We start from the raw sequence: 24,110 nt of genomic DNA, 5'->3' as shown, positions 1-24,110 counted from the left end.
CTTTTTTAAAAAATATAACTAACCTCTTTTTAAAAATCTCTTATTTTGAATTTATTAATCTCAGAGACCAACAACAATCCATTTCAATGCCCTTCCATCATACGAATTCCACAGTTTTGATTCCGACAATTGATGTTGATGAGACAAAAAACATAAAATTGCTTGGTAAAGTTGACGACAACTTTTAACCCTTTCGATTATATAACTAAGTTAGTTTTTGAAATCATAACTGATAAATTAATCCGATTAAATGTCATAAAACCTGATAAAAAACTTTTGAATCGACAAAAAACAAAAATATATCGACAAAAAAATAAATAAAAAAAAGCCACAAAATGCTTTGTGACTTTCTATCATTTTAAAAAAGGTAAATCTTACAAATCTTGAGCGTTAGCAATTAATTCGGCAACGTCCATTACTTTAATTGAGCCTTCTTTTTCTTTAAACTTGATTCCGTCGGTTAACATCGTATTACAGAACGGACAACCTGCGGCAATAATATCTGGTTGGGTTTCCAATGCATCTTCTGTACGCTCTACATTTATATCCTTATCCCCTTTTTCAGGCTCTTTGAACATTTGAGCACCTCCTGCCCCGCAACATAAACCGTTTTTCTTCGAGCGTTTCATTTCTACCAATTCGGCATCCAATTTCTGAATTAAATCACGTGGCGCTTCATAAACATTATTGGCACGCCCCAAATAACAAGGATCGTGGAATGTGATTCTTTTTCCTTTAAACTTACCGCCTTCAATCGTCAGACGACCTTCGTCTAATAACGATTTTAAAAACTCAGTATGGTGAACCACTTCATATTTCCCTCCCAATTCCGGGTATTCATTTTTAATGGTATTAAAGCAATGCGGACAAGCCGTAACGATTTTTTTTATCTCGTAAGCATTCATCACCTCGATATTGGTCATCGCCTGCATCTGAAACAAAAACTCGTTTCCGGCGCGTTTTGCAGGATCTCCTGTACAACTTTCTTCGGTCCCCAAAACCGCAAACGACACATTCGCCTGGTTTAAGAGTTTCACAAATGCTTTCGTGATTTTTTTTGCTCTATCATCAAAACTACCCGAACAGCCAACCCAAAATAACACATCCGGTTGTTTACCCTGTGCCATCATTTCGGCCATTGTAGGTACTACTAAATTTGCTGACATATCTTTTATATTAATTGCAACGCTGCAAAGATGCAATATCGCAAAGTTTTATATTTCTTTCCTTAATTCTGTTTAAACTATTGTTCGTCTTTCCAATTTAAACGATCCATCTGGTTGTATTGCCATGGAGCACCGTTATTTTCTATATTGGTCATCATAGCGTTCAATTCTGTCGGAGCAGCACTCTGTTCCATTACAAGATAACGTCTCATGTCCATAATAATGGAAAGTGGACTGATATTAACCGGACATTCTTCAACACAAGCATTACAAGATGTACAAGCCCATAGTTCTTCCGGAGTAATATAATCGTTCAGTAATGATTTTCCGTCCGGAACAAAAACACCTTTATTACTGTCGATATTTCTGCCGACTTCTTCTAAACGGTCACGGGTATCCATCATAATCTTACGAGGAGATAATTTCTTCCCCGTCTGATTAGCAGGACAAGAAGAAGTACATCTACCACATTCCGTACAAGTGTAAGCATTTAACAACTGAACCCAGTTCAAATCCTGAACATCGCTGGCTCCAAATTTAGTATGCACTGCATCAGCATCCGGAGCTGGTGCTGCAAACGGGTCTGCATTCGGATCCATCATCAGTTTTACTTCGTTAGTTACCGATTCAAGATTATCAAATTGTCCCTGAGGTTTTAAATTGGCGAAATAAGTATTCGGAAACGCCAGTAAGATGTGTAAATGCTTCGAGAAATATAAATAGTTCAAGAAAACTAAAATTCCCGCAATATGAAGCCACCATGTCCCTTTTTCAAGTAAGTGAACCAAACTTTCAGACATTCCGTTAAACATCGGAGCTATATTTTGAGAAATTGGAAATGCTGAAGATCCAATGCTTTCATAACCTGGAGCGCCTAATGTCTGTAAATGCAGATCAGCAGCGTTCATGAACAGGAACAAACACATCAATACAGTTTCAAAATATAAAATATAATTGGCATCATTTCTTGGCCATCCATTTAAATCGCCGTGAACAAAACGCTTCAGTCTCACAACATTACGCCTCATCCAAAAAGTAACAACGGCAACAATTACGAGTAGTGCCAGTACTTCGAATGAAGCTATTAAAAAGCTGTAAAACCCACCCATAAATGAAAATACGCGGTGCGTACCGAAAAGACCATCGATAACGATTTCAAGAACTTCAATATTGATAATGATAAATCCTAAGTAGACTAAAATGTGAAGAAATCCAGCAACAGGTCTTCTAACCATTTTCGACTGCCCTAAAGCAATCATTGCCATATTTTTCCAACGCTCTGAAGGATTATCAGTGCGGTTTACATCTTGACCTAACTTAATATTACGGATAAGCTTCTTTACATTCCCTGCAAAATATCCACCTCCTAAAACAAGAAGTACTGCAAACAATATATTGTCTAAATAACTCATAGGCTTAGTTTATATAGTTCTATTTTTTAGGTTGTTCTTCTTTTGGCGCCACATATGGTTTCTCTTTCTTACCGAACATCGAAACATTTACGTAACGTGTTGGGTGCAGACGTACATCCTGTAACAATAATTCCAACTCTTTAGAAGCTTTTGTCAGGTTGTTGTACATGGCTTCGTCTTTCATGAGTTTACCCATTGTTCCTTTACCGGATTCCATATCGGCAACCATTTTATTGACATTAGCCAATGTTTTTTCAAGATTTTCAACTGTTTCACCCAATTTAGCTTTTTCCAGGTCTTCTGAAATTTTAGCAAAATTGCTCGTTGTCTTATCTAAATTGGTTACCGCAGTTCCAAGTTTATCCTTGTTATCAGCTAACATTTTATCCAGGTTTCCTGAAACGGAGTTGAAATTAGCCATCGTTTCATTTAATTGGGCAACCGTTTGTTTAAGATTTGTTTTTGTTCTTGCATCGAGAATTTCATTAATGTTAATCATCAATTTATCAGCGTTTTCAAGAACATTATTCAATTTTTCCTGAATCGGAGCCAAATTTTTCTCTAAAGAAGCGGTCAAACCTAATATTACTTCAGGTTTCAGATAGTCCCCTGATTTTGCATAATTAGTGTCCTGAAAATTAGGATTGATGGCTATTTGTTTACCACCGATAAACCCAGGCTCATAAATACTTGCTGTGCTTGATTTCGAAATTGGAAGATCATTGTCCATTTGGATTTCCACCAACAATTTCCCAGTTTTATCCTGAATTGTTATTGCACTCACTTTTCCAACCGTAAGACCATTGATAGTAACAGCGGCCGCAGGAACTAATCCTTCAACATTATCATATACAACGTAAAATTTTCTGGATGTGTCAAATAAGTTCTTCCCTTTTAAAAAACTGTATCCCCAAAAGAATAACAATATGGAACCAATGACTAAAATTGCGGTTTTTACTTCTCTAGAAATTTTCAAAATCAATTATTTTTTTAACAAAATTAAAACAAAATAGTTTAGAATGGTTTTATATTAACGCAAAGCTTCATTTAATGTAACTTTCTGGCCATTCTTATATGCTACGATAAAAGCCGAACCGTATCCTTTTGCCTTGGCTTCCTCCAATAATTTTTTTGATTCGTTGTAATCATTTGTATTCCCATAGAAGTATTTGACGATTGTACCGTCATCTTCCATCGAAATGGTATTCAATCCTTTAAAATTACTTGGCACCAATTCCATTTTTTTTGTACTGGCCGAAATCTGAATCTTAAAAACAGTACCATTTACAGTTGTCGGTTTTACTTCCTTAACTTTAGGCGTATCTATTTTTTGTTTAGGTAAATCCATTTTCTGAATATCCTTTTCCGGAACATTTGGTCTCTCAACCGGAACAAATTCTTCCGTACCCGCAGCAAAATATTCTTTTCTATAATCCAAAATCGCTTTTGCAATGGCTTGGGCAATTTGTTCCTGACCTTCATCGGAACTTAAAAATGCTCCCTCTTCTTTATTGGAAACAAACCCCATTTCTATCAGTACGCGGGGCATGTATATTTTTCGTAAAACAAGGAATCCTGCCTGTTTTACACCTCTGCTTTTTCTGCTTAGCCCTTCTTCGAAACCTTCCTGGATACCAGCCGCAAGCTCAATACTCTGATCAAGATATTCTTCTTGAACTACCGTCATTCCAATTACCGACTCAGGCGAGTTGGGGTCATAGCCATCATATTTGATTTTATAATCCTTCTCCATGGTCACTACCTCATTCTCTTTTCTTGCCACTTCTAAATTGGCTGCGTTTCTCGTTACCCCCATTACATAGGTTTCGGTTCCACTCGCCGCTAAGTTTTTATTGGCATTACAGTGGATGGAAACAAAAATATCGGCTTTCGACTTATTGGCAATGTCTGCACGCTCATCCAAAGGGATAAACACATCAGTTTTTCGAGTATAAATTACTTGTGTACCGACATCACCTTCAAGAATTCTCCCCACTTTCAAAGCAACATTCAGTGCATTGTTTTTTTCCACATAACCGTGATAGGTTGCACCAAAGTCGTTTCCTCCGTGCCCCGCATCAAGAACAACTCTGAATTTCGCATTATCTTGAGCCTGGCCTGTACTTGTTCCCAGTACAAAAGCCAGCATAGTCATTTTAAAAAACGCATTCATTTTCATACTCCTTAATATATTATTTATTTTCATTGTCGGAGACAATAAAAGCCGAATCATAACCTTTCTTTTTAGCCTCAGCTAATAATTTTTCACAATCGGAAATGCTGTCATCACTCCCGTAAAAATACTTGTAATACCCTTTCTCAAATATTCTGGTAACATTTTTAAGTCCTTTAAAATTATAAGGACTTGTTGCCAGTTTTGTTTTACTTGATCCTATCTGAACTTTATATAATTTACCTTTCGTTTCTTTTACAGGTTCAGTGTCATCTGATTTAACATCATCTTTTACAGATGTATTTTGTGACCTGATACCCGATTCAAAACCCGAAAAATATTCTTCCTTATACTGAATGATCGCTTGGGCTATAGCTTTGGCCATTTCATTCTTCCCTTGTTCAGAACCTAAATATTTAGCTTCATTCTTATTAGAGATAAAACCAAGTTCTATCAAAACGCCAGGCATACAAGTGGCATCTAAAACCCACAATGGCTGCTGATGCACACCCTTATTTTTTCTGTTTAACTTATTTTCAAATTTATTCTGAATGGAACTTGCTAAATTAATACTTGATTTTAAAGATTCTTCCTGTAAAATTTTCAGCCCAATCATTGTTTCGGGCTTATTCGGATCAAATCCTTTATAGTTTTTCTTATAATTAGCTTCCTGAAAAATTACGGCATTTTCGGTTTTGGCAATCTCTAAATTTTTCGATTTACGCGAAAGCCCCATTACTAAAGTCAAAGATCCATATGGAGTCGAAGAATTATTTGAATTACAATGAACCGACACAAACAAATCCGCTTTTGCTTTATTCGCTTTATCCGCTCTTTCTCTTAATTCGACAAAAACATCTGTCTTCCTTGAATACAGAACAGAAATATCGTCATTATTGTTTAAAATTTTACCGATGCGCATTACCACATCCAACGCCACATCCTTTTCTCTTAATCCGTTTTTTATTGCTCCGTGATCCTTACCTCCGTGACCTGCATCCAATACAACCTTGAATTTAGATTGCGAGAACAGAAAACCTGGCACAAGCAGGACAAATAAAAATAAATATAGTCTAACTTTATCTGGCATATACGAACTAATAATTCCGAATGATTATAATTTTATTAAATGCTTAATTTTGACGAAAAATATATGTAAGTTTGACCCGTCAAAAATTAAGCCACATTTTTACAAAAATAGTATTAAAAGCGTTGCATACAAACTTATTTCATATCGTTTTATTATCAATTTTCCTAACACTTGGAAATTTTGAAATTCAAGCTCAGGAAAATCGTTCCAAATCAATTCCCATACCTGCTGCAAAACAGAAAGATAGCGTAAATATAGGGCTGAAAGACATCGTCAAACCAGCAGACACTGTCAAGAACGACACCATCAAAAAAAAGAAAAGTTTACTGGAAGGAATTGTCAAACGTAAAGCAAAAAAATACGAAAAAATTGATCAGAAAAAGAAAGAACTGACGCTTTACGATGAAGCCGAATTAATCTATAAAGACATCGAACTCAAAGCCGGAATTATCGTTTTTAACTATGAAAAAGACGAAGTGTATGCCGGTAGAATCAAAGACAGCTTAGGAAATTACATACAAATTCCGGTTTTCAAACAAGGACAGAATGTCATTGAACCCGATTCAATCCGTTTTAACACCAAAACAAAAAAAGCGCTAGTCTGGAACTCTAGAACCCAGCAAGGTGAGTTTAAGGTAAAAGCCGAAGTAAGTAAAAGAGAAAACGATTCGGTTTATTTCATGAGAAATGCCCGATTTACCACTTCAGAAAATATCGAAGACCCTGAATACTATTTTCTAGCACGAAAAATAAAATTCGTTCCTAAGAAAAAAGTAGTTACCGGTTTTACCAATATGGTAATTGCCGATGTCCCTACTCCTATTGCCCTGCCTTTCGCTTATTTTCCCATGAGTGAAAAGGCTGTTTCCGGATTCGTAATCCCAACCTTTGGAGATTCTGCGCAAAAAGGATATTTCTTCCAGAACGGAGGGTATTATTTTGCCCTGAGCGATTATTATGATTTACAGGTTTTAGGGGATTATTATACCAACGGAAGTTATGCGTTCCGATTGGAAAGTGCTTATGCCAAACGATACAACTTTAACGGACGTGTGAACTTTCGATTTGAAAACCAGATAAACAGTGAAAAAGGGTTTCCGGATTATGCCAGATCAAAACAATACAACATTCAATGGTTTCACTCCCAAGATGCTAAAGCAAACCCGAATTCCAGATTTTCGGCTTCCGTCAATTTGGGAAGCAGTCAATATTTCAGACAGTCTTTAAATCAGACAAACATTGGTTCTTCATTGAATAACAACTTGAGTTCTTCCGTTTCTTATCAAAAGACATTTCAAACTGTTCCGATGGTTAATTTTTCTGTGACGGCAAATCATTCTCAAAATACCAATACAGAAGAAATTGACATGACATTGCCGACAGTTCAGGCCAGTGTGGATCGTATTTTCCCATTTGCCCCTAAAAACGGTATCAAGAAAGGTTTCATAAAAAATATCAATTTCCAGTACAATTTCAGAGGAGAAAACAGAATTCACACTACGGATTCCCTTTTCTTTAAACCCGGAATGTTTGATACAGCTAAAAACGGAATTCAGCACACAATTCCAATCAGTACGAATTTTAAAGTTTTCAAATACTTCAGTGTAACTGCGGCTACTAACTACAATGAAGTATGGTACTTTAAAACGATCGAAAAAGAATTCAATCCCAACACCAATACTGTTGAAACTAATCCTGTAAATGGTTTTGACGCTTACCGAACTTATGATTTCAGAACCCAAGTGGGAACTACAATTTATGGAACCTTTAATTTCGGTAATGATAAAAAAATTCAGTCTATCCGACACGTTATGTATCCGTCAATTAGTTATTCTTATTTGCCGAGTTTTAATCAGTACTATGATACATATGCTTTGGACAACACAGGAACCAGATACGCTGAATATACCCGTTTTCAAGAAGGAATCTTTGGAGGACCCTCCAATTCAAAAGCCAATAGAATAGGAATGTCTTTAAACAACAATTTTGAAGCTAAAGTTCGTGACAAAGACGAAACCAAAACAGAACCTAAAAAGGTTATGTTACTCAGCAATTTAACCTTTTCCACCGATTACAATATTGCTGCCGATTCATTGGCTTGGTCACCATTATCGGTAAATGGGGGAACTCAATTTTTTGACAATAAATTAAACCTGAATTTCGGAACTTCACTAGACCCATATGCGGTAGATAATTCAGGCAGACGAATCGATAAATTTAACATTGATAATGGAGGAAGTCTTTTCAGAATGACAACAGCCAACATGACAATTAATTATGCCATTTCCAGTGCCGATGGTAAAACAAAAGGCGATTCTTCCCAACAAACTGTTTTAAATGGAGGACGTACAGATGATTTATTTGGCCGTGGTACTGACCTTAGTGATAACAGACAGAGTCTTTTCAAAAAGGAAGATGAGAAAAACAAAGAGAATGACGACTCTGAATTCTATAAATTAGAAATCCCTTGGAATCTGACCATGGCTTATTCCTTAACCTATTCCAATGTGAATCGCGAAAATGAAATTATTGGAAACTCTCTAATGATGTCCGGAAACATTGATTTAACGCCAAAATGGAAAATGGGATTCTCGTCCGGATATGATTTTGTGCAAAAAGGAGTAACATTCACCCAGTTACGTTTTGAAAGAGACTTATTAAGCTGGAGAATGAGTTTCAACTGGGTACCGATTGCTCCTAATACAAGTTGGGGCTTTTTCATCGGTATCAAATCTTCTGTGTTGAGCGATATCAAGTATGACAAACGCAGTTTACCGGACCGAACTTTACAGTAAACAGAAGTAAAATAAATACATCACATAAGATTTACAGAGCCAGATTCTAAAATTTTATGTGAATCAATATTCATATAAGAAATCAAAGTTTACATAAAACATGAAAAAAATAATTTTTACAGAGAAAGCACCAGCTCCAATCGGTCCATATAACCAGGCAGTTTTAGTTGGAAACACACTTTATACTTCGGGACAGATTGCTATCAATCCAGCCACTGGCGATTTGGTTTTGGATAACATCGAAACAGAAACCAAACAGGTTATGGAGAATATGAAAGCTGTTTTGGAAGCTGCAGAAATGACCTTTGAAAATGTTATCAAGACTTCTATTTTTATCAGTGACATGAACGATTTCGCAAAAATAAACACTGTTTACGGAAGCTATTTTGACGAGAAAACCGCTCCGGCACGTGAAACAGTTCAAGTCGCTTGCCTTCCGAAAAACGTAAATGTAGAAATCTCGATGATTGCAATTAAATAGTTCTGCACTATAGAACAGTTGATATTTGGCTGCTAACCAAATATGGTAAAACACCCTTATGAAAAGATCTATATCAAATCATAAGGGTGTTTTGCTAAAATATCTTTACTGAAGAATGCCTATTATTGCTGAGGAACGGAATGATAATTTATAAGTCCGTCAATAGGTTTACGGAACACATTCCCTAGTTTCAATCCATTTTTAGACAGAACATATTCCAGTTCATTTTTCAAATAATAAGCTATCGAACCAATAAAATGCACCGGAACTTCTCTACAGTTTTCGTATTGTGTAATGTAAAAATCCACAAAATTCTGCATGTCATTCAGAATTATTTTCTGAAGGAATTCATCATCTTTATGCTGAATCAAAAACTTGGCAAAGGTTGCCAGATAAGCATTGGGATTAGGCACTTTGTATAAATTATGCTTGATGGCATCGGCATCCAAATCGTATTCTTTTTCAAAGATTTCAGCCAAAGCTTTCGGCATCTTGTTGAAATAGTATGCACGGATTAAATGACGTCCAAATTGGTTTCCACTACAATCGTCCATCGCAAGATAGCCCAAAGACTGCACTTTCTGATGCAGTTCCGTTCCGTCATAGTAACTGCAGTTGGAGCCAGTTCCTAAAATACAAACGATGGCCTTCTCTCCTCTCGGTGTCGTGGCAAATACCGCTGCGTAGGTATCTTCTTTAACTTCAACATGAGCATTTGGAAAATATTCGTGAAGGATTTCTGTTAAATGATTTTTCATCCGATCAGTTCCGCAACCGGCTCCGTAAAAATAGACCTCTTTTACAATGGAAGCATTTTGCGCAATGTCGAATCGATTATTAATTCTGCTGATTAGTTCTTCTTTCGTTAAAACTTCAGGATTTAAACCCAAAGTACTTGTTGTGAACTGAATATCTCCGTTGTCGTCTAAGGCAATCCAATCGGCTTTTGTGGAGCCGCTATCTACTACTAATTTCATATGTGTTGAGTATAAAAAAATCCCGCTTTAACGGGATTCAGTAAAAATACTATTTTTTTACAAATTTGCAATATAAACTGACAGATCGATCAGCTTTGACGAATAACCATATTCATTATCGTACCAAGCGACAATTTTGAAAAAAGTTGAGTTTAAACCAATTCCGGCCGTAGCGTCTACAATACAAGTACGAGAATCAGATATAAAATCCTGTGAAACTACATCATCTTCGGTAAACCCCATAATTCCATTCATGGAAGTTTCCGAGGCATTCTTAAGCACATTCATGATTTCCTCGTAAGTAGTCGCTTTTTTCAATTTAATGGTCAAGTCGACAACCGAAACATCGGTAACCGGTACGCGCATTGACATTCCTGTCAACTTTCCTTCTAATGCAGGAATAACTTTCGTTACCGCTTTTGCGGCTCCTGTTGATGTAGGAATTATATTTACCATTGCCGATCTTCCTCCTCTGAAATCCCTTCTGGAAGGTCCATCAACAGTTAGCTGTGTTCCTGTTGTAGCGTGAACCGTAGTCATTAGTCCTTCTACAATTTCAAAATTATCATGAAGGACTTTAGCTAAGGGAGCCAGACAATTAGTGGTGCATGATGCATTGGATACAATTACATCGGATGCCTTAGCTTTATCGTGATTTACTCCCATAACGAACGTCGGAGCATCGTTTGAAGGCGCTGAAATCACCACCTTTTTTGCTCCTCCTTTAATATGATCGTAAGCTGTTTCAACTGTAGTAAAAAAACCGGTACACTCAGCTACAACATCTACTCCCACTTCATCCCATTTTAAGAGAGAAGGATTTTTTTCTGTTGTTACACGTATCTGTCTGTCGTTTACGAATAAATGTCCGTCTTTAACTTCTACTTTTCCTTTAAAACGACCATGAACCGAATCGTATTTTAACAAATAGGCCAAATGTTCAACAGTTAATAAATCATTTATAGCAACTACTTCGACATTATCTCTATTGATGGATTCCCTGAATATAACACGTCCTATTCTTCCAAATCCGTTAATTCCTATTTTTACTTTCGTCATACTCTTAATATGCTTAAGGCAATTACAGCAAACTTGACACCTACTATGATTACCTCATTAAACAATTGATTTTTATTCCCTTTTTCGATTTATGTAGACATGATATCGGAAACCCTGAGTAATTCTCCGTCTATTTTAGATTTCCCTTTAACTGCTTGTTCTAATGGCGTCAGTTCAATGTTATCGCCTTGAATTCCGACCATGTAATTTGTTTTCCCTTCCAATAATGATTCTACAGCCTTGACTCCTAATCGTGAAGCTAAAACCCTGTCGAAACATGAAGGCGAACCACCACGCTGTATATGTCCCAAAACAGAAACACGCACCTCATATTCAGGCAAGTTTTCTTCCACGTAATCTTTTAGCTCGAATACGTTCTTTCCGATTTTATCTCCTTCAGAAACAACAACAATACTGGACGATTTTCCGGAAACTTTACTTTTTCTCAACGATTCCAGCAAACGTTCTAAACCCATATTTTCTTCGGGAATAAGGATTTCCTCTGCACCAGCCCCAATACCAGCGTTCAATGCAATATGTCCTGCATCGCGCCCCATTACTTCAACGAAAAATAAACGGTTGTGAGAGTTGGCCGTATCCCTAATTTTGTCAATAGCTTCAACAACAGTATTCAACGCTGTGTCGTAACCAAGGGTATATTTTGTTCCGAAAATATCATTGTCTATAGTACCCGGAATTCCCATAATCGGAAAACCGAATTCTTTATTAAAAATCAATCCGCCGGTAAAACTTCCGTCACCACCAATAATTACCAGAGCATCGATTTCGTTTTTCTTAAGATTTTGATAAGCTCTCTGACGGCCCTCAGGACTCATAAAATCCATTGAACGGGCCGATTTTAAGATTGTACCGCCTTTGTTGACTATGTTTTTAACGGCTCTTGGCCCCATTTCGATTATATCTCCTTCAATCATGCCTTGGAATCCGCGATAAATCCCCATGCATTCAATTTTATGATAGGCACAGGTTCGAACGACAGAACGTATGGCGGCATTCATACCCGGGGAATCTCCTCCCGATGTTAGTACTCCAATTCTTTTGATACTTGCTGACATTACCAATTTGTTTTTAATAAATTTAGTAAATAAAACATACGATAGCTTAAAGAATAACCAATTTCTATAAAAAAAGGTTTTTCCTTACATATATCGCCGTAAAATTAGAAGTGTTATTACAGGTAAGTTATTCTATTTCAGGAATTTTTTGCGGCTCCTTTTTAGGTTCGGGAGTTTTCTTATTTTTCTTGCTTTCAATGTATTTGATAAACTCAGGTGATAAATCGGAATCCGGCATCTGGTCTGAAGGATTCTGACGTTTATTATCATTTTCCTTTTTGGAGAATACTTTTCGCCACAGCTCGCGCATATTGTTAAAATCGACCTGATATGATATTCCTACCCCTTGTGTATACCCAACCCCTTCTCCAACATAATTAATATCGTTTTCACGGTTAAACACTCTGGCTTTCAGACTTCCTTCGTTGTTAAGAAGCATTTGTAATTCCACATTACCAACAATAGACGATTGCTCAGTTCCTCCAACAGGCACACCAAGTTTTCCGTTAATTGTAATTCGTTCATTGATTTGTGTCGACATGGTAACACCCACTGTACTTTGGGTTTGCAGCATCGGATCTTTATCTCTTTGACTATAATTTACACCCACCTTGAACTTGTCGTCACTTCCGGTTATCAAATCATTTACTACTGAACTAGCTTTCTCAATCAATGTTCCGGTAACTGAACTTGAAGCATTTTCAGGAGAAAGGAATCCTCCTCCGGACAACAACGCGATAGCCTGTGTTTGACGTACATCTTTATCGCTTAATTTATAATCTATTTCAGATTTCAAAACCGAACTTACAGTTGGAAATTCAATTCTGAAATCCGGTTCGGGAGCGCTTAAATTTCCATTAATTGAAATAACCACTTCCGTTGGAACTTTTTTATTAAAGGACGCATTATCCAGAATTACAGCCGGATTAGCTTCGGTTTTATATACGGCCTCAAGATCTAAAACAGCATTAAGCGGTTCTCCGTACCAGCGAATCGTGCTGAACTTTTTAACCTGAAATTTTTTATCAACTATTCCGCCGTATTTATAGTTATATTCCCCCTGATAAACCTGATAATCCCCGTACATATTGAATTTTCCAAGCGTGTTCATTTCCATGGTAATGGTTCCTTCACCTCTTCCTTTCATGGCATGTCCCGTCGCACGATCCAAAATTATTTCAATTTCCGCATTCTGGTTTATGTTCAGATTAAAATCCAACTCCATACCTTTATACTTATTTTCAGCAATCGGGGTTCCTTTTTCTTTACTTAATTTCTCTTTTTCCGTAATGAAATGAATAAACGAGTTACTTGACTGACCCTGAGAATCATTTACAGGGATTTTTATTGAAGTTCCCTTATTCGATTTTGCATCAACCTTAACGACCAATGCATTTGTCGGCCCTTTGATACTTGCTTTTCCATCAATAAATGCAGTCCCATAATATGCTGCATCCTCGCTGTCTTTGGTATCCAATATCAGCATATTATCTGATTCAATATCCAAATCCAAACTCCAATCGGCCAATTTATTATGACGCACGCTTCCGTCTAATATTCCCGATGTTTTGTATTTTGTATCGGTAAGTTCAATATGACGGAAAAGAAATTCATGTTCTGTCACATCAACAACCGCATTGGGTTCCATGTTGAAATCCACACCCAAATACGGTACGCGCATTCCTGCCTCGTTCAGATAAAGACGTCCGTCAATTTCCGGATTGCTGACTGTTCCCACAATGGCAGCCTGACCGGAGGCGAATCCGCGAACATCAGAAAAAATAGTTCCTAACAGCGGTCCGAAAGCTCCAATGTTAAATCTGGAAAAACCGGTATCTAGAGACAGTAAACTTTGCCCGCCTACAATTTCAACATTCCCTCTGAGATAAAAATTCTCAACATCGTCATTTTTGATGGTAGAATTTACATTGAATTTTCTGAACGAATTATCCCCGGTAACCTGTAAATCAAGGTCTCCCAAATCATAATTATTGATTTTAAGTGAATCAACGGTTAAAGCCGAAGCAGGTTGGTATATATTTTTATCCTGTTTTAGGCTGACGTTACCATTTAAATTCCCTCCAAAAGACAAATTGGTGAGTGATGGCGTTACTTTTGCCAAATCTACTTTGTCAAAGGAAAGTTGTATATCTTTATGGTCTTTTCCCTGCAACATTCCGGACAATTCCATTTTCTGGCCTTTGTGTGTCAATGCAATCTTTTCAATGGAAAAATCAGTCAGTTTCTTATTGAAAACCACTTTATTATCATCGGTATCGTTTTCATTTAAAAACCACAAATAATTTTTAAAGTTAACCTCTGATTTTTTAAAACCAACTACCGATTTATTATCCTTATCGATGGTGTGATATAAATTCAAGTTATAAACATCCTGATTCTTATTTCCTCCTTTAAACTCGGAACGAACAAACATGGTGTCATTCATCGTAACGTTTATAAGACTGAAGTCAGAAACTTTATAATTCTTCATTTTAATGCTGTCCAACTCGATAAACGCATTATAAAGCTGGTTTTTGTTGTCAACATTTATTCGGATATTATCAAACTTGTTGTTATAGGCAACTACATTCGGAGAGGAGAAATTCATTTTAAAATTACCTTCATCCGCATTGATATTTCCTTTTAAAACGGTGTTTTCAGCCAAAGAAATATTCGGATCAAACACTTCGATAATCTTGCTGTTAATGACAAAATCGAAATCAAGGAACTGCCCTGGATTTAATTTATTGGGCGAATAATTTGCATACAAACTACCAAGAGCATTTTCAACAATTTTTGCGACCTGATTCACTTTGTATTTACCAATTACTCTTCCCTGAACGATATCGGGCGAATTGACCGTAATTGTTCTGACACGATCTGCGTCAAAAGTTGATTCTACGTGGAAATCATCAAAAAAGTAAGTATCTTTTCTGTTTTGATAAGACGCATTGGCTACTTCAAGTATCCCTTCAATATCATCAACTGTATTTCCCTTGGCCTTAAAACTAAGCTGTCCTTTGAAGATTGCGATGGAATCTTTTTTTCTGAAATTCAGCAAATGCAAATCGGCATAATCGATATTAGCCTGAAAATCATAATTTTTAACCTTAGAACTTAAATCGATGAGTCCGTTAAAATCCATTCTCAGATTCGGATCATTACTGTTGAAATATCCTTTAAAGTAAGGCATTTTCATTGTTCCGTCCAACGTAATGTTCTGGTATGTATAACCGTTATATCTGAATTGATGAATCTGCCCTTTTACAGAAGTATTAAGGTACTTTTTGTTGAAGCCTTTTCCGTCGACATCCAAATCTACAGTTGCGTGCTCAATGTCTGATCGACCTGTCAACGGACCTAAATCAAAATTACTTAAAGAAACATAACCTTTATAAGTCGCATTATTGATGTTATTGATGTTGGTCATCGCCAATTTCGATTCCAATTTTCCAAGAGCCGACAATAAAAGAATATCAGCATCAATAGTTTTCTTGGTTAATTTCACATCACCAACCAAATCGATATTCCCAAGTTTTTTCAGTACCTGCGGAAGACTTTTTCCTAAAACTCTCGGTAAAATTGCTTTCAGGTTTTCATAATTGGCACTAACCCTGTCAAAATTACCGTTCATGTAAAATTCCTTTTTCTTGTTGAAAAGGTTTTTAAAGTTCACTTTTCCGATAATTTCAGTTTTATTGCGATCCAATAATCGTAAATCATTTAATACGAAATCATTCAGTGTACCTGTAAGATGTGTGTTGAGATAAAAACGTAGATTTTTCCCGAATTCGTTGTAGAAGAAATTCAGTTCGTTGGAAGACACCGAAGCTTTTTCCATCTTAACATCAAAGACAACCTTGTTGTTAAAGTCAGAAAAATCTCCAGGATGATATTTTAAAGTAACATCGCCAATTACAGTGGATTCATCTGTTTTTAAATCCATTTTTTTGAGGATGATATTTTTCTTTGTGTAGGTGAAATCAGCTGCAAGATTTTCGACAATCAAACCACGATGATCTTTTAATGCCATTTTTTTTATGTTGGCAGTAATATTCGGGCCTTTAATGAAAAAGTCCTCCAATTCACCATTCAGGTTAGTAAAATCTAGTATTTTAGGCCTTTGCAGGTTTTCATCAATAAAACGGAAATGGCTGTTGGTAATGTATAATTCGTCGGTTTTTAATCTGAATTTTCCCGAGCCTGGCTTTCCATCGTCAAAAGCTTCAACAAACAAATCGATATTTGCCTTTGTTTCTCCTTTGTATTTTTTCAGTTTGAAATTCAGCCCGTCAATTCTAGCTTGCCCAAAAAACAAACGGGTATTTTTCAACTCTTTAAAACTTAAAATATTGGATTGCAAACGATTGACATAAAACAATGTATCCTTGTGGTGATCGGATATCAGAATACCTTTCAGCTTTACAGTTCCAAAAACAGAAATAGCTACTTTCTCAATTTTTATATCGGTGCCGAAGTCGTGGTTGATTTTCTCGGTTACCTTAGCAGCAATTTCCGTCTGCACCACCGGTAAAGAAAGAGCTATACCAAGTAGTAATAATAATAGGATAATTCCTAAAATTATTCGAAATGCTATTTTTTTAAATTTTTTGATACCCGAATTTGTTTTAAATTTGTCGAACCGACTGGTAAAATTACGTTTTTAACAAACAATTGCAAGCGTTTTTGGCTGCAAATGAAACGTAAATCCAAAGATAATACAGTCGATACAAATTGTAATACAAATTTCGTGCCTTTTTTATGACAAACCAGCCGATTTACATACTTGCCATTGAAAGCTCCTGTGACGATACCGCGGCAGCCGTGCTTAAAAATGATATAGTTTTATCAAATATAGTTGCGCGCCAGGCCATTCACGAAGAATACGGAGGTGTTGTTCCTGAACTGGCTTCGAGAGCCCATCAGCAAAATATTGTTCCGGTTATTGATGTCGCCTTAAAAAAGGCAAATATCGATAAAACACAGCTTTCAGGAATTGCATTTACCCAAGGCCCCGGATTAATGGGTTCGCTTTTGGTAGGAAGTTCGTTTGCCAAATCAATGGCACAGGCTTTAAACATTCCGCTGGTCGCTGTTCATCATATGCATGCGCATGTTTTGGCTCATTTTATTGATGAAGCAGGTTACGACAAACCGGAATTTCCTTTTTTAGCCATGACGATTTCTGGAGGACATACTCAGATTATCAAAGTCAAAAGTTTTTTTGAAATGGAAGTTATCGGAGAAACAACTGATGACGCTGTAGGTGAAGCTTTTGATAAAAGTGCTAAAATATTAGGCCTTCCCTATCCTGGCGGACCTTTGATAGATAAATTTGCACAAAACGGAAACCCGAAAGCCTTTCAGTTTACAAAACCGAAAGTCGACGGTTTGAATTTCAGTTTCAGTGGGTTAAAAACACAGATTTTGTATTTTATCCAGAAGAATGTAGCGGAGAATCCTAATTTCATTGAAGAAAACAAAAATGACATCTGCGCTTCCATTCAATATACCATCATTCAGATTCTGATGGATAAGCTGAAAATGGCCGTAGCTGAAACCGGAATTAACCAAATTGCTATTGGCGGCGGTGTTTCTGCAAATTCAGGAATCCGAACGACATTGAAAGAAGCAGAAACGAAATACGGATGGAAAACATTTATCCCTAAATTTGAATATACTACTGACAATGCTGCCATGATTGGAATTGTCGGTTACTATAAATTTTTGGAACATCAGTTTGAAGATGCTTCTGTAGTATCTAAAGCACGTATCGAATTTTAATATGCAGTTATTTTACACTCCGGACATAAATTCAACTTTAAATGAGTTTTCTTTTGATAAGGAAGAGAGCAAACACATTATTAAAGTTTTACGTAAAAAAGAAGGCGACATTCTACATGTTACCAATGGTTTAGGTTTTTTATTTATCACCGAAATCATATTAGCATCGGACAAAAAATGTACCGTAAAAATCAACAATATCGATAACCAAAAACCAACCGATTTTTACCTTCATTTAGCAGTCGCGCCAACAAAAATGAACGAGCGATTCGAATGGTTTTTAGAAAAAGCAACTGAAATAGGAATACACGAAATCACTCCACTTATTTGTGATCATTCCGAAAGAAAGACAATCAAGACCGAACGTTTTGACAAAATTATTCAGTCAGCCATGAAACAATCGCTACAGTTCTATTTGCCAATACTGAACGAACCAATGTCTTTCAAAGAGTTCATCAACAAAAATCATGATGGCAATTTATACATCGCCCATTGTGAGGAAACCGATAAAAAGCTATTAAAAGATGTAGTTCAGGCAAAAGAGAAATGCACCATATTAATAGGTCCCGAAGGTGATTTTTCAGAAAAAGAAATTGCATTGGCATTAGAAAACAAATACATTCCGGTATCTTTGGGTAATACAAGATTACGAACCGAAACTGCCGCTGTTGTTGCTTGCCACAGCGTAGTTTTCACAAACGAATAAGTACATGAAACAAATTGTTGTTTTACTTCTTGGACTATCTTCTTTTCTTGGTTTTTCTCAAGAAATAGCCCTTTTGAAATATTCGGGAGGTGGCGATTGGTATGCAAATCCGACTTCGCTACCCAACTTGGCTAAATTCTGTAATCAAAACATCAATACTAAAATCAATACTAAAATCCCAACCGTTGAAGTGGGAAGCCCGGATTTATTTTCATATCCTTTTGTACATATGACAGGTCATGGAAATGTGGTTTTCAGCGATAATGATGTCATAAATCTAAGAAACTATCTTACCTCCGGCGGTTTTCTACATATTGATGACAATTACGGAATGGACCAGTACATCCGAAAAGAAATAAAAAAATTATTCCCTGATAATCCATTAGTTGAACTACCTTCTTCCCATCCTGTTTTTCAAAAACCATTTGTTTTTTCAGGAGGAGTACCAAAAATCCATGAACACGACAACAAAAAACCTGAGGCATTTGCCATTTTTATCGAAGGAAGAATCGTTCTGATTTATACCGTAGAAACAGATTTAGGAGATGGTTGGGAAAACCAGGAAGTACATAATGATCCAATTGACGTAAGAACAAAAGCCCTAAAAATGGGAGCTAACTTAATTTACTATGTTTTCAATAATTAGTAAACCACAAAACAAACAGCCGGTTTTTAACAAAAATACAATGAAAATTGTTTTAAAATAACAAGATTTTACACTTTATCGATTTTTTTTGCCGATTACAAACTATTTTTCTTAATTAGTTGTTTCATTAATAGAATTGCTTCAAATTTTTAGAACATTTCTACAATTATCAACTTAATCTTACTAATTATGAAAAAATTATTTTTAGCAGCAGGGGTTTTGACAGTGCTGGTTTCCTGTACGAACGAGGAATCATCGACAAAAAACGAACAAATTTCGAGTACTGACAAAAGAAATTGTGCATCCTACGAAGTTTTACAGGAACAGTTAAAAGCTAATCCGAATTTAGCCGTTACCATGAATGAAATTGAATCATTCACAGAAAGAGCTATTAAAGAAGGCCGTTTGGTTAATGGTAAAATTGAAATACCTGTTGTGGTCAATGTTCTGTACAGAACTGCTGCCCAAAACATTTCTTTGGCACAAATTCAATCACAAATTACTGCGCTTAACCAAGACTTCAATGCCACCAACTCCGATTTCAATCAAGTACCTGCCTTATTTTCCGGAGTAAAAGCTAATGTTGGAATTTCTTTCGTATTACAAGGCGTTGTTAGAAAATCCACAAATACAACTTCATGGAGTACCAATGACGCTATGAAAAAAGCACCTAAAGGAATCCCTCCTACTACACCATCAACTGTATTAAACTTATGGTGTTGTAATATGGGGGGTGGAATCTTAGGATATGCACAATTCCCAGGAGGACCTTCCTCTACTGACGGTGTAGTTATTGATGACAATGCTTTCGGTACGACAGGAACTGCAGCTTATCCATTTAATTTAGGAAGAACCGCCACACACGAAGTTGGGCACTGGTTGAATCTTCGTCACATCTGGGGTGATGCCACTTGCGGAAACGACTTTGTTGCCGACACGCCGTTACATAATGCACCTAATTATGGAGCGCCAAGTTCTCCGCATTACAGCACTTGTACAGGAACTCCTGTAGAAATGACTATGAACTATATGGATTATACAGACGACCGAGCCATGTATATGTTCTCAGAAGCGCAAAAACAAAGAATGCTTACCGTTTTTGCTGCCGGAGGTCCAAGAAATTCATTCGCGCAACCATAATAAATACAACTAAAAAAAACTTAAAAAACTCGCTTGAACAGCGAGTTTTTTTTTATTTATACTGAAGTTCTACAAAAAAATAACAATTTTAGTATGAATTTTTCAGTCAAATAAATCATAACATATCAATTATTAAATTTTTTACACACTAAATCTAATTTTAATAATTATTTAACAAAAATGCAGCATAAACATCGATTTCGACACAAACTCCCTTGTTTAAGAAAATAAATTGTTATAAAATTGCAACGTATTAATCATAAACATAAATATTTAACACAAAAACCTGCATTTATGAAAAAAATTATTTTGTCAGCAGCATTGTTGATTTCCCTAATCTCTTGTAACAAAGAGGAAAATTCTACCGCAAGCACAACCGAAATGTCATCAGCCAAAAGAAACTGTGCTTCAAACGAGGTTCTTATGGAACAAATGAAACAAGACCCTTCATTAGCTATCAAAATGAACGAAATCGAATCATTCACTGAGAGAGCTATCAGAGAAGGTCGTTTAGTAAATGGAGTAATTGAAATCCCTGTAGTTGTAAATGTATTGTACAGAACTGCTGCAGAAAACATTTCACAAGCTCAAATTCAATCACAAATTGATGCTTTAAACAAAGATTACAACGCTACAAACTCTGATTTCAATCAAGTTCCATCTGCCTTCTCAGGTGTTAAAGCAAATGTTGGGATTTCTTTCGTTTTAGATCAGGTTATCAGAAAATCTACAACAAAATCATCTTGGGGTACAAGAGATACAATGAAAAAAACAAAACAAGGTGGATTGGATCCTGTATCTCCAACAACAAAACTTAATTTATGGGTTTGTACAATTGGTGGTGGTATCTTAGGATATGCACAATTCCCTGGTGGAGCATCTTCAACTGATGGTGTAGTAATCGATTCTAAATATTTCGGAACTACGGGAACTGCGACATACCCATACAACTTAGGAAGAACAGCGACTCACGAAGTTGGTCACTGGATGAACTTACGTCACATTTGGGGTGATGCTACTTGTGGAAACGACAATGTTGCTGATACGCCATTACACAATACAGCTAACTACGGAGTTCCTGCTTACCCTCACTACAGCACATGTACAGGAACACCTATTGAAATGACCATGAACTACATGGATTACACAGACGACAGAGGAATGTATATGTTCTCTGAAGGACAAAAACAAAGAATGTTAGCTGTATTTGCAGCAGGTGGAGCAAGAAATTCATACGCACAACCATAAAACTAACCAAAATAAATCATTAAAACTCGCTTAATAAGCGAGTTTTTTTTTACTTTTAATTCATCAAATTAATTCAGATGACTTCAAAAGATATTTCAAACGGTATTCTTGGGGCAATTTTCAAACTAACCGGAATCGCTATTTTGATTTATATCCTCTATTTAATAAAAACCATACTTATCTATATACTAATTTCACTGCTTTTAGCGATGATTGGCAATCCGATCGTGGATTTTTTCAAACAAAAACTAAAACTGAAAAGAAACATCTTGGCCGTATTACTAACCATGTTATTCTATGTCTTGATAATATCAGGGTTTATATTGCTTTTCATCCCACTGTTTATTTCTCAGGGAGAAAATCTCTCCCTTTTAGACACTAAAGCATTTGAAAAAGTGTTTTTTAATTTAATTAATCAGCTGTCTGCATTTTTAGATTCACATCACATCGATGCTGAAGAAATTTATAAAAAGCTGAACATCTCATCAAAACTGAACTTTAGCATAATAACATCTTTTTTAAATTCATTTATTAATCTTCTGAGCAGTTTCAGTATTGGCCTTGCTTCTGTTTTCTTCATCACTTTTTTTATGCTGAAAGACAGGCGTTTATTCAAAATGATTTTTATAAAAGTAATTCCGGATCAACATGAAGATAAAATATTGGCTTCAATCGACAAGATTACTCACTTGCTGTCTCGTTATTTTATCGGAATCTTATTGCAATTATCGATTGTTTTCTTACTGTATTTAATAGTGCTTTTAATCGTTGGAATAGATAATGCCCTAACCATTGCCTTTATCTGTGCCATATTAAACATCATCCCATATATTGGTCCGCTTATCGCGAATGTTTTAGCTATACTATTGACCATGCTTAGCTTTGCAGGTGCTGATTTCGCATCCGTAATACTTCCGAATTCTTTATACATCATGATTGGATTCATGATAGTTCAGTTTATTGACAACAACATCAGTCAACCGTTTATTTTTTCAAACAGCGTTTATTCCCATCCTTTAGAAATTTTTCTAATCATACTGATAGGTGGCTTTCTGTTTGGAATTTCCGGGATGATCCTCGCTGTACCCACTTACACTGCTTTAAAAGTGATTGGCAAAGAATTTATTCCTGAAAATAAAATTATCCGGATACTAACTAAAAATATTTAATTTGGATTCTCCTCTTTTAAATTCAGACGTTCAGGATTTTATAACCGATTCATTGCAGGCAAATTTTGCTAAAATTGCACTGATGAAAAATCCGTTTCCGGACATCAAATGGAATGATATTTTAAATCAGATAGCTTCAAAAAATAAAGCAAAAGAAAAACTGCCTACATGGTTTAGTCATAAATATATCATCTATCCTTCAAAAATTTCAATAGAACAAACATCCTCGGAAAGAGCCGCAAAATACAAAGCTTCACTTATTGACGGTGTAACACTAATAGATCTTACCGGAGGTTTCGGAATAGACGATTACTACTTTGCTCAAAAATTCAATAAAGTAGCACATTGTGAAATCAATGAGGGGTTATCAAAAATAGTACAACACAACTATCAGATTCTAAATCAACGAAATATAGAATGTTATCAGGGAGACAGTTTAGAAATCCTGAAGAAACTAAAATTCAAATGGAGCTGGATTTACATCGACCCTTCCCGACGAAGCGATGTAAAAGGCAAAGTCTTTATGCTAAAAGACTGCTTACCCAATGTTCCTTACCATTTAGATGACTATTTTGAGTATTCTGATCATATATTAGTAAAAACAGCTCCTATATTAGATATTACGGCAGGATTGTCAGAACTTCAATTTGTCAAAAAAATCCATTGTATAGCCGTAGACAACGAAGTAAAAGAACTGCTTTGGGAAATTGAGAAGGACTATAACGGAAATATAATGCTGAATGCCGTGTCATTAACAAAAGACCAAACCGAAATTTTCTCTGTCGATTATGGTGATACTGATATAAAGGCGAACTATTCCCTTCCAAAAAAATATCTGTATGAACCAAATGCTGCAATGATGAAAACCGGTGCATTTGAAGCCATTGGTGTTACTTACGATATTGAAAAACTGCATCAGCACTCACATTTATATACTTCAGATAAAGAAATTGATTTTCCTGGCAGGAAATTTGCGATAAAGCAAATTCTGTCGTTTGACAAAGCAACATTAAAAAAGCATTTGGAAGGCAAAAAATTCAACATAACAACACGTAATTTCCCTATGTCTGTTGAAAATATCAGAAAAAAATGGAAAATAAGCGACGGAGGAACCGACTATTGCTTTTTTACGACTGACTTAAATAATGATAAAATAGTTTTACTTTGCGAAAAAATTTAAAAACAAAA

The 24,110-nt window shown here is 36.0% G+C and carries 18 protein-coding genes; 9 read left to right on the top strand and 9 right to left on the bottom strand.

The window, feature by feature from the left end:
• Positions 1-374 precede the first annotated feature (374 nt).
• The 5 genes from LZF87_RS10125 to LZF87_RS10105 all read right to left on the bottom strand — a co-directional run bounded on the left by LZF87_RS10125 (position 375) and on the right by LZF87_RS10105 (position 5,841).
• A complete protein-coding gene (locus LZF87_RS10125) occupies positions 375-1,166 on the bottom strand; it encodes a (Fe-S)-binding protein (protein ID WP_244338867.1) in 792 nt (263 codons plus the stop codon).
• 77 nt (positions 1,167-1,243) lie between these two features.
• Positions 1,244-2,578, bottom strand: coding sequence for a (Fe-S)-binding protein (locus LZF87_RS10120; RefSeq protein WP_244338866.1), 1,335 nt, complete (start codon positions 2,576-2,578; stop codon positions 1,244-1,246).
• A gap of 19 nt (positions 2,579-2,597) precedes the next feature.
• On the bottom strand, positions 2,598-3,554 hold the full coding sequence (locus LZF87_RS10115; RefSeq protein WP_244338865.1) for an MlaD family protein: 957 nt from the start codon (positions 3,552-3,554) through the stop codon (positions 2,598-2,600).
• A gap of 54 nt (positions 3,555-3,608) precedes the next feature.
• Positions 3,609-4,757 carry an N-acetylmuramoyl-L-alanine amidase family protein gene (locus LZF87_RS10110; protein WP_244338864.1) on the bottom strand — a complete coding sequence of 383 codons (1,149 nt, stop codon included), beginning with the start codon at positions 4,755-4,757 and terminating at the stop codon, positions 3,609-3,611.
• A 13-nt stretch (positions 4,758-4,770) separates the two neighbouring features.
• Complete coding sequence (locus tag LZF87_RS10105) at positions 4,771-5,841, bottom strand: N-acetylmuramoyl-L-alanine amidase (protein ID WP_244338863.1); 1,071 nt, start codon at positions 5,839-5,841, stop codon at positions 4,771-4,773.
• A 71-nt stretch (positions 5,842-5,912) separates the two neighbouring features.
• Between LZF87_RS10105 and LZF87_RS10100 the strand changes: the two genes are divergently transcribed.
• Positions 5,913-8,636 (top strand): putative LPS assembly protein LptD, encoded by a 2,724-nt coding sequence (locus tag LZF87_RS10100; RefSeq protein WP_244338862.1) that lies wholly within the window; start codon positions 5,913-5,915, stop codon positions 8,634-8,636.
• 100 nt (positions 8,637-8,736) lie between these two features.
• Positions 8,737-9,117, top strand: coding sequence for a RidA family protein (locus tag LZF87_RS10095; RefSeq protein WP_244338861.1), 381 nt, complete (start codon positions 8,737-8,739; stop codon positions 9,115-9,117).
• A 122-nt stretch (positions 9,118-9,239) separates the two neighbouring features.
• Here the strand turns inward: LZF87_RS10095 and LZF87_RS10090 are convergent, their stop codons facing one another.
• From LZF87_RS10090 to LZF87_RS10075, 4 genes are all read right to left on the bottom strand, one after another.
• Positions 9,240-10,094: an N-acetylglucosamine kinase gene (locus LZF87_RS10090; protein ID WP_244338860.1), complete on the bottom strand. Its 855-nt coding sequence runs from the start codon at positions 10,092-10,094 to the stop codon at positions 9,240-9,242.
• Between the two features lie 57 nt (positions 10,095-10,151).
• A complete protein-coding gene (gap, locus tag LZF87_RS10085) occupies positions 10,152-11,153 on the bottom strand; it encodes a type I glyceraldehyde-3-phosphate dehydrogenase (RefSeq protein ID WP_244338859.1) in 1,002 nt (333 codons plus the stop codon).
• A gap of 89 nt (positions 11,154-11,242) precedes the next feature.
• Positions 11,243-12,229, bottom strand: coding sequence for a 6-phosphofructokinase (pfkA, locus tag LZF87_RS10080; RefSeq protein ID WP_244338857.1), 987 nt, complete (start codon positions 12,227-12,229; stop codon positions 11,243-11,245).
• Between the two features lie 127 nt (positions 12,230-12,356).
• Positions 12,357-16,757, bottom strand: coding sequence for a translocation/assembly module TamB domain-containing protein (locus tag LZF87_RS10075; RefSeq protein ID WP_244338854.1), 4,401 nt, complete (start codon positions 16,755-16,757; stop codon positions 12,357-12,359).
• Positions 16,758-16,990: 233 nt separating this feature from the next.
• Between LZF87_RS10075 and tsaD the strand changes: the two genes are divergently transcribed.
• The 7 genes from tsaD to LZF87_RS10040 all read left to right on the top strand — a co-directional run bounded on the left by tsaD (position 16,991) and on the right by LZF87_RS10040 (position 24,102).
• Positions 16,991-18,013 carry a tRNA (adenosine(37)-N6)-threonylcarbamoyltransferase complex transferase subunit TsaD gene (gene tsaD, locus LZF87_RS10070; RefSeq protein ID WP_244338852.1) on the top strand — a complete coding sequence of 341 codons (1,023 nt, stop codon included), beginning with the start codon at positions 16,991-16,993 and terminating at the stop codon, positions 18,011-18,013.
• Between the two features lies 1 nt (position 18,014).
• Positions 18,015-18,719: a 16S rRNA (uracil(1498)-N(3))-methyltransferase gene (locus tag LZF87_RS10065; RefSeq protein WP_244338850.1), complete on the top strand. Its 705-nt coding sequence runs from the start codon at positions 18,015-18,017 to the stop codon at positions 18,717-18,719.
• 4 nt (positions 18,720-18,723) lie between these two features.
• Positions 18,724-19,365 carry a DUF4159 domain-containing protein gene (locus LZF87_RS10060; protein WP_244338848.1) on the top strand — a complete coding sequence of 214 codons (642 nt, stop codon included), beginning with the start codon at positions 18,724-18,726 and terminating at the stop codon, positions 19,363-19,365.
• Between the two features lie 189 nt (positions 19,366-19,554).
• Positions 19,555-20,505 (top strand): zinc metalloprotease, encoded by a 951-nt coding sequence (locus LZF87_RS10055; RefSeq protein WP_244338846.1) that lies wholly within the window; start codon positions 19,555-19,557, stop codon positions 20,503-20,505.
• 294 nt (positions 20,506-20,799) lie between these two features.
• Positions 20,800-21,753, top strand: coding sequence for a zinc metalloprotease (locus tag LZF87_RS10050; protein ID WP_244338844.1), 954 nt, complete (start codon positions 20,800-20,802; stop codon positions 21,751-21,753).
• Between the two features lie 77 nt (positions 21,754-21,830).
• Positions 21,831-22,922, top strand: a complete 1,092-nt coding sequence (locus LZF87_RS10045; protein ID WP_244338842.1) for an AI-2E family transporter — start codon at positions 21,831-21,833, stop codon at positions 22,920-22,922.
• A 1-nt stretch (position 22,923) separates the two neighbouring features.
• Complete coding sequence (locus LZF87_RS10040; protein ID WP_244338840.1) at positions 22,924-24,102, top strand: class I SAM-dependent methyltransferase; 1,179 nt, start codon at positions 22,924-22,926, stop codon at positions 24,100-24,102.
• The last annotated feature ends 8 nt before the right edge of the window (positions 24,103-24,110 follow it).

Source organism: Flavobacterium enshiense, assembly GCF_022836875.1.
GTDB lineage: Bacteria > Bacteroidota > Bacteroidia > Flavobacteriales > Flavobacteriaceae > Flavobacterium > Flavobacterium enshiense_A.
Note: the sequence above shows the minus strand (reverse complement) of the source record. Positions and strands in the feature narration are given on the sequence as shown.

Coding starts and splice junctions, on each gene's coding strand:
- LZF87_RS10125 (WP_244338867.1), bottom strand. CDS start 1,166: ATGTCAGCAAATTTAGTAGTACCTACAATGGCCGAAATGATGGCACAG.
- LZF87_RS10120 (WP_244338866.1), bottom strand. CDS start 2,578: ATGAGTTATTTAGACAATATATTGTTTGCAGTACTTCTTGTTTTAGGA.
- LZF87_RS10110 (WP_244338864.1), bottom strand. CDS start 4,757: ATGAAAATGAATGCGTTTTTTAAAATGACTATGCTGGCTTTTGTACTG.
- LZF87_RS10105 (WP_244338863.1), bottom strand. CDS start 5,841: ATGCCAGATAAAGTTAGACTATATTTATTTTTATTTGTCCTGCTTGTG.
- LZF87_RS10095 (WP_244338861.1), top strand. CDS start 8,737: ATGAAAAAAATAATTTTTACAGAGAAAGCACCAGCTCCAATCGGTCCA.
- LZF87_RS10090 (WP_244338860.1), bottom strand. CDS start 10,094: ATGAAATTAGTAGTAGATAGCGGCTCCACAAAAGCCGATTGGATTGCC.
- gap (WP_244338859.1), bottom strand. CDS start 11,153: ATGACGAAAGTAAAAATAGGAATTAACGGATTTGGAAGAATAGGACGT.
- pfkA (WP_244338857.1), bottom strand. CDS start 12,229: ATGTCAGCAAGTATCAAAAGAATTGGAGTACTAACATCGGGAGGAGAT.
- tsaD (WP_244338852.1), top strand. CDS start 16,991: ATGACAAACCAGCCGATTTACATACTTGCCATTGAAAGCTCCTGTGAC.
- LZF87_RS10065 (WP_244338850.1), top strand. CDS start 18,015: ATGCAGTTATTTTACACTCCGGACATAAATTCAACTTTAAATGAGTTT.
- LZF87_RS10060 (WP_244338848.1), top strand. CDS start 18,724: ATGAAACAAATTGTTGTTTTACTTCTTGGACTATCTTCTTTTCTTGGT.
- LZF87_RS10055 (WP_244338846.1), top strand. CDS start 19,555: ATGAAAAAATTATTTTTAGCAGCAGGGGTTTTGACAGTGCTGGTTTCC.
- LZF87_RS10050 (WP_244338844.1), top strand. CDS start 20,800: ATGAAAAAAATTATTTTGTCAGCAGCATTGTTGATTTCCCTAATCTCT.
- LZF87_RS10045 (WP_244338842.1), top strand. CDS start 21,831: ATGACTTCAAAAGATATTTCAAACGGTATTCTTGGGGCAATTTTCAAA.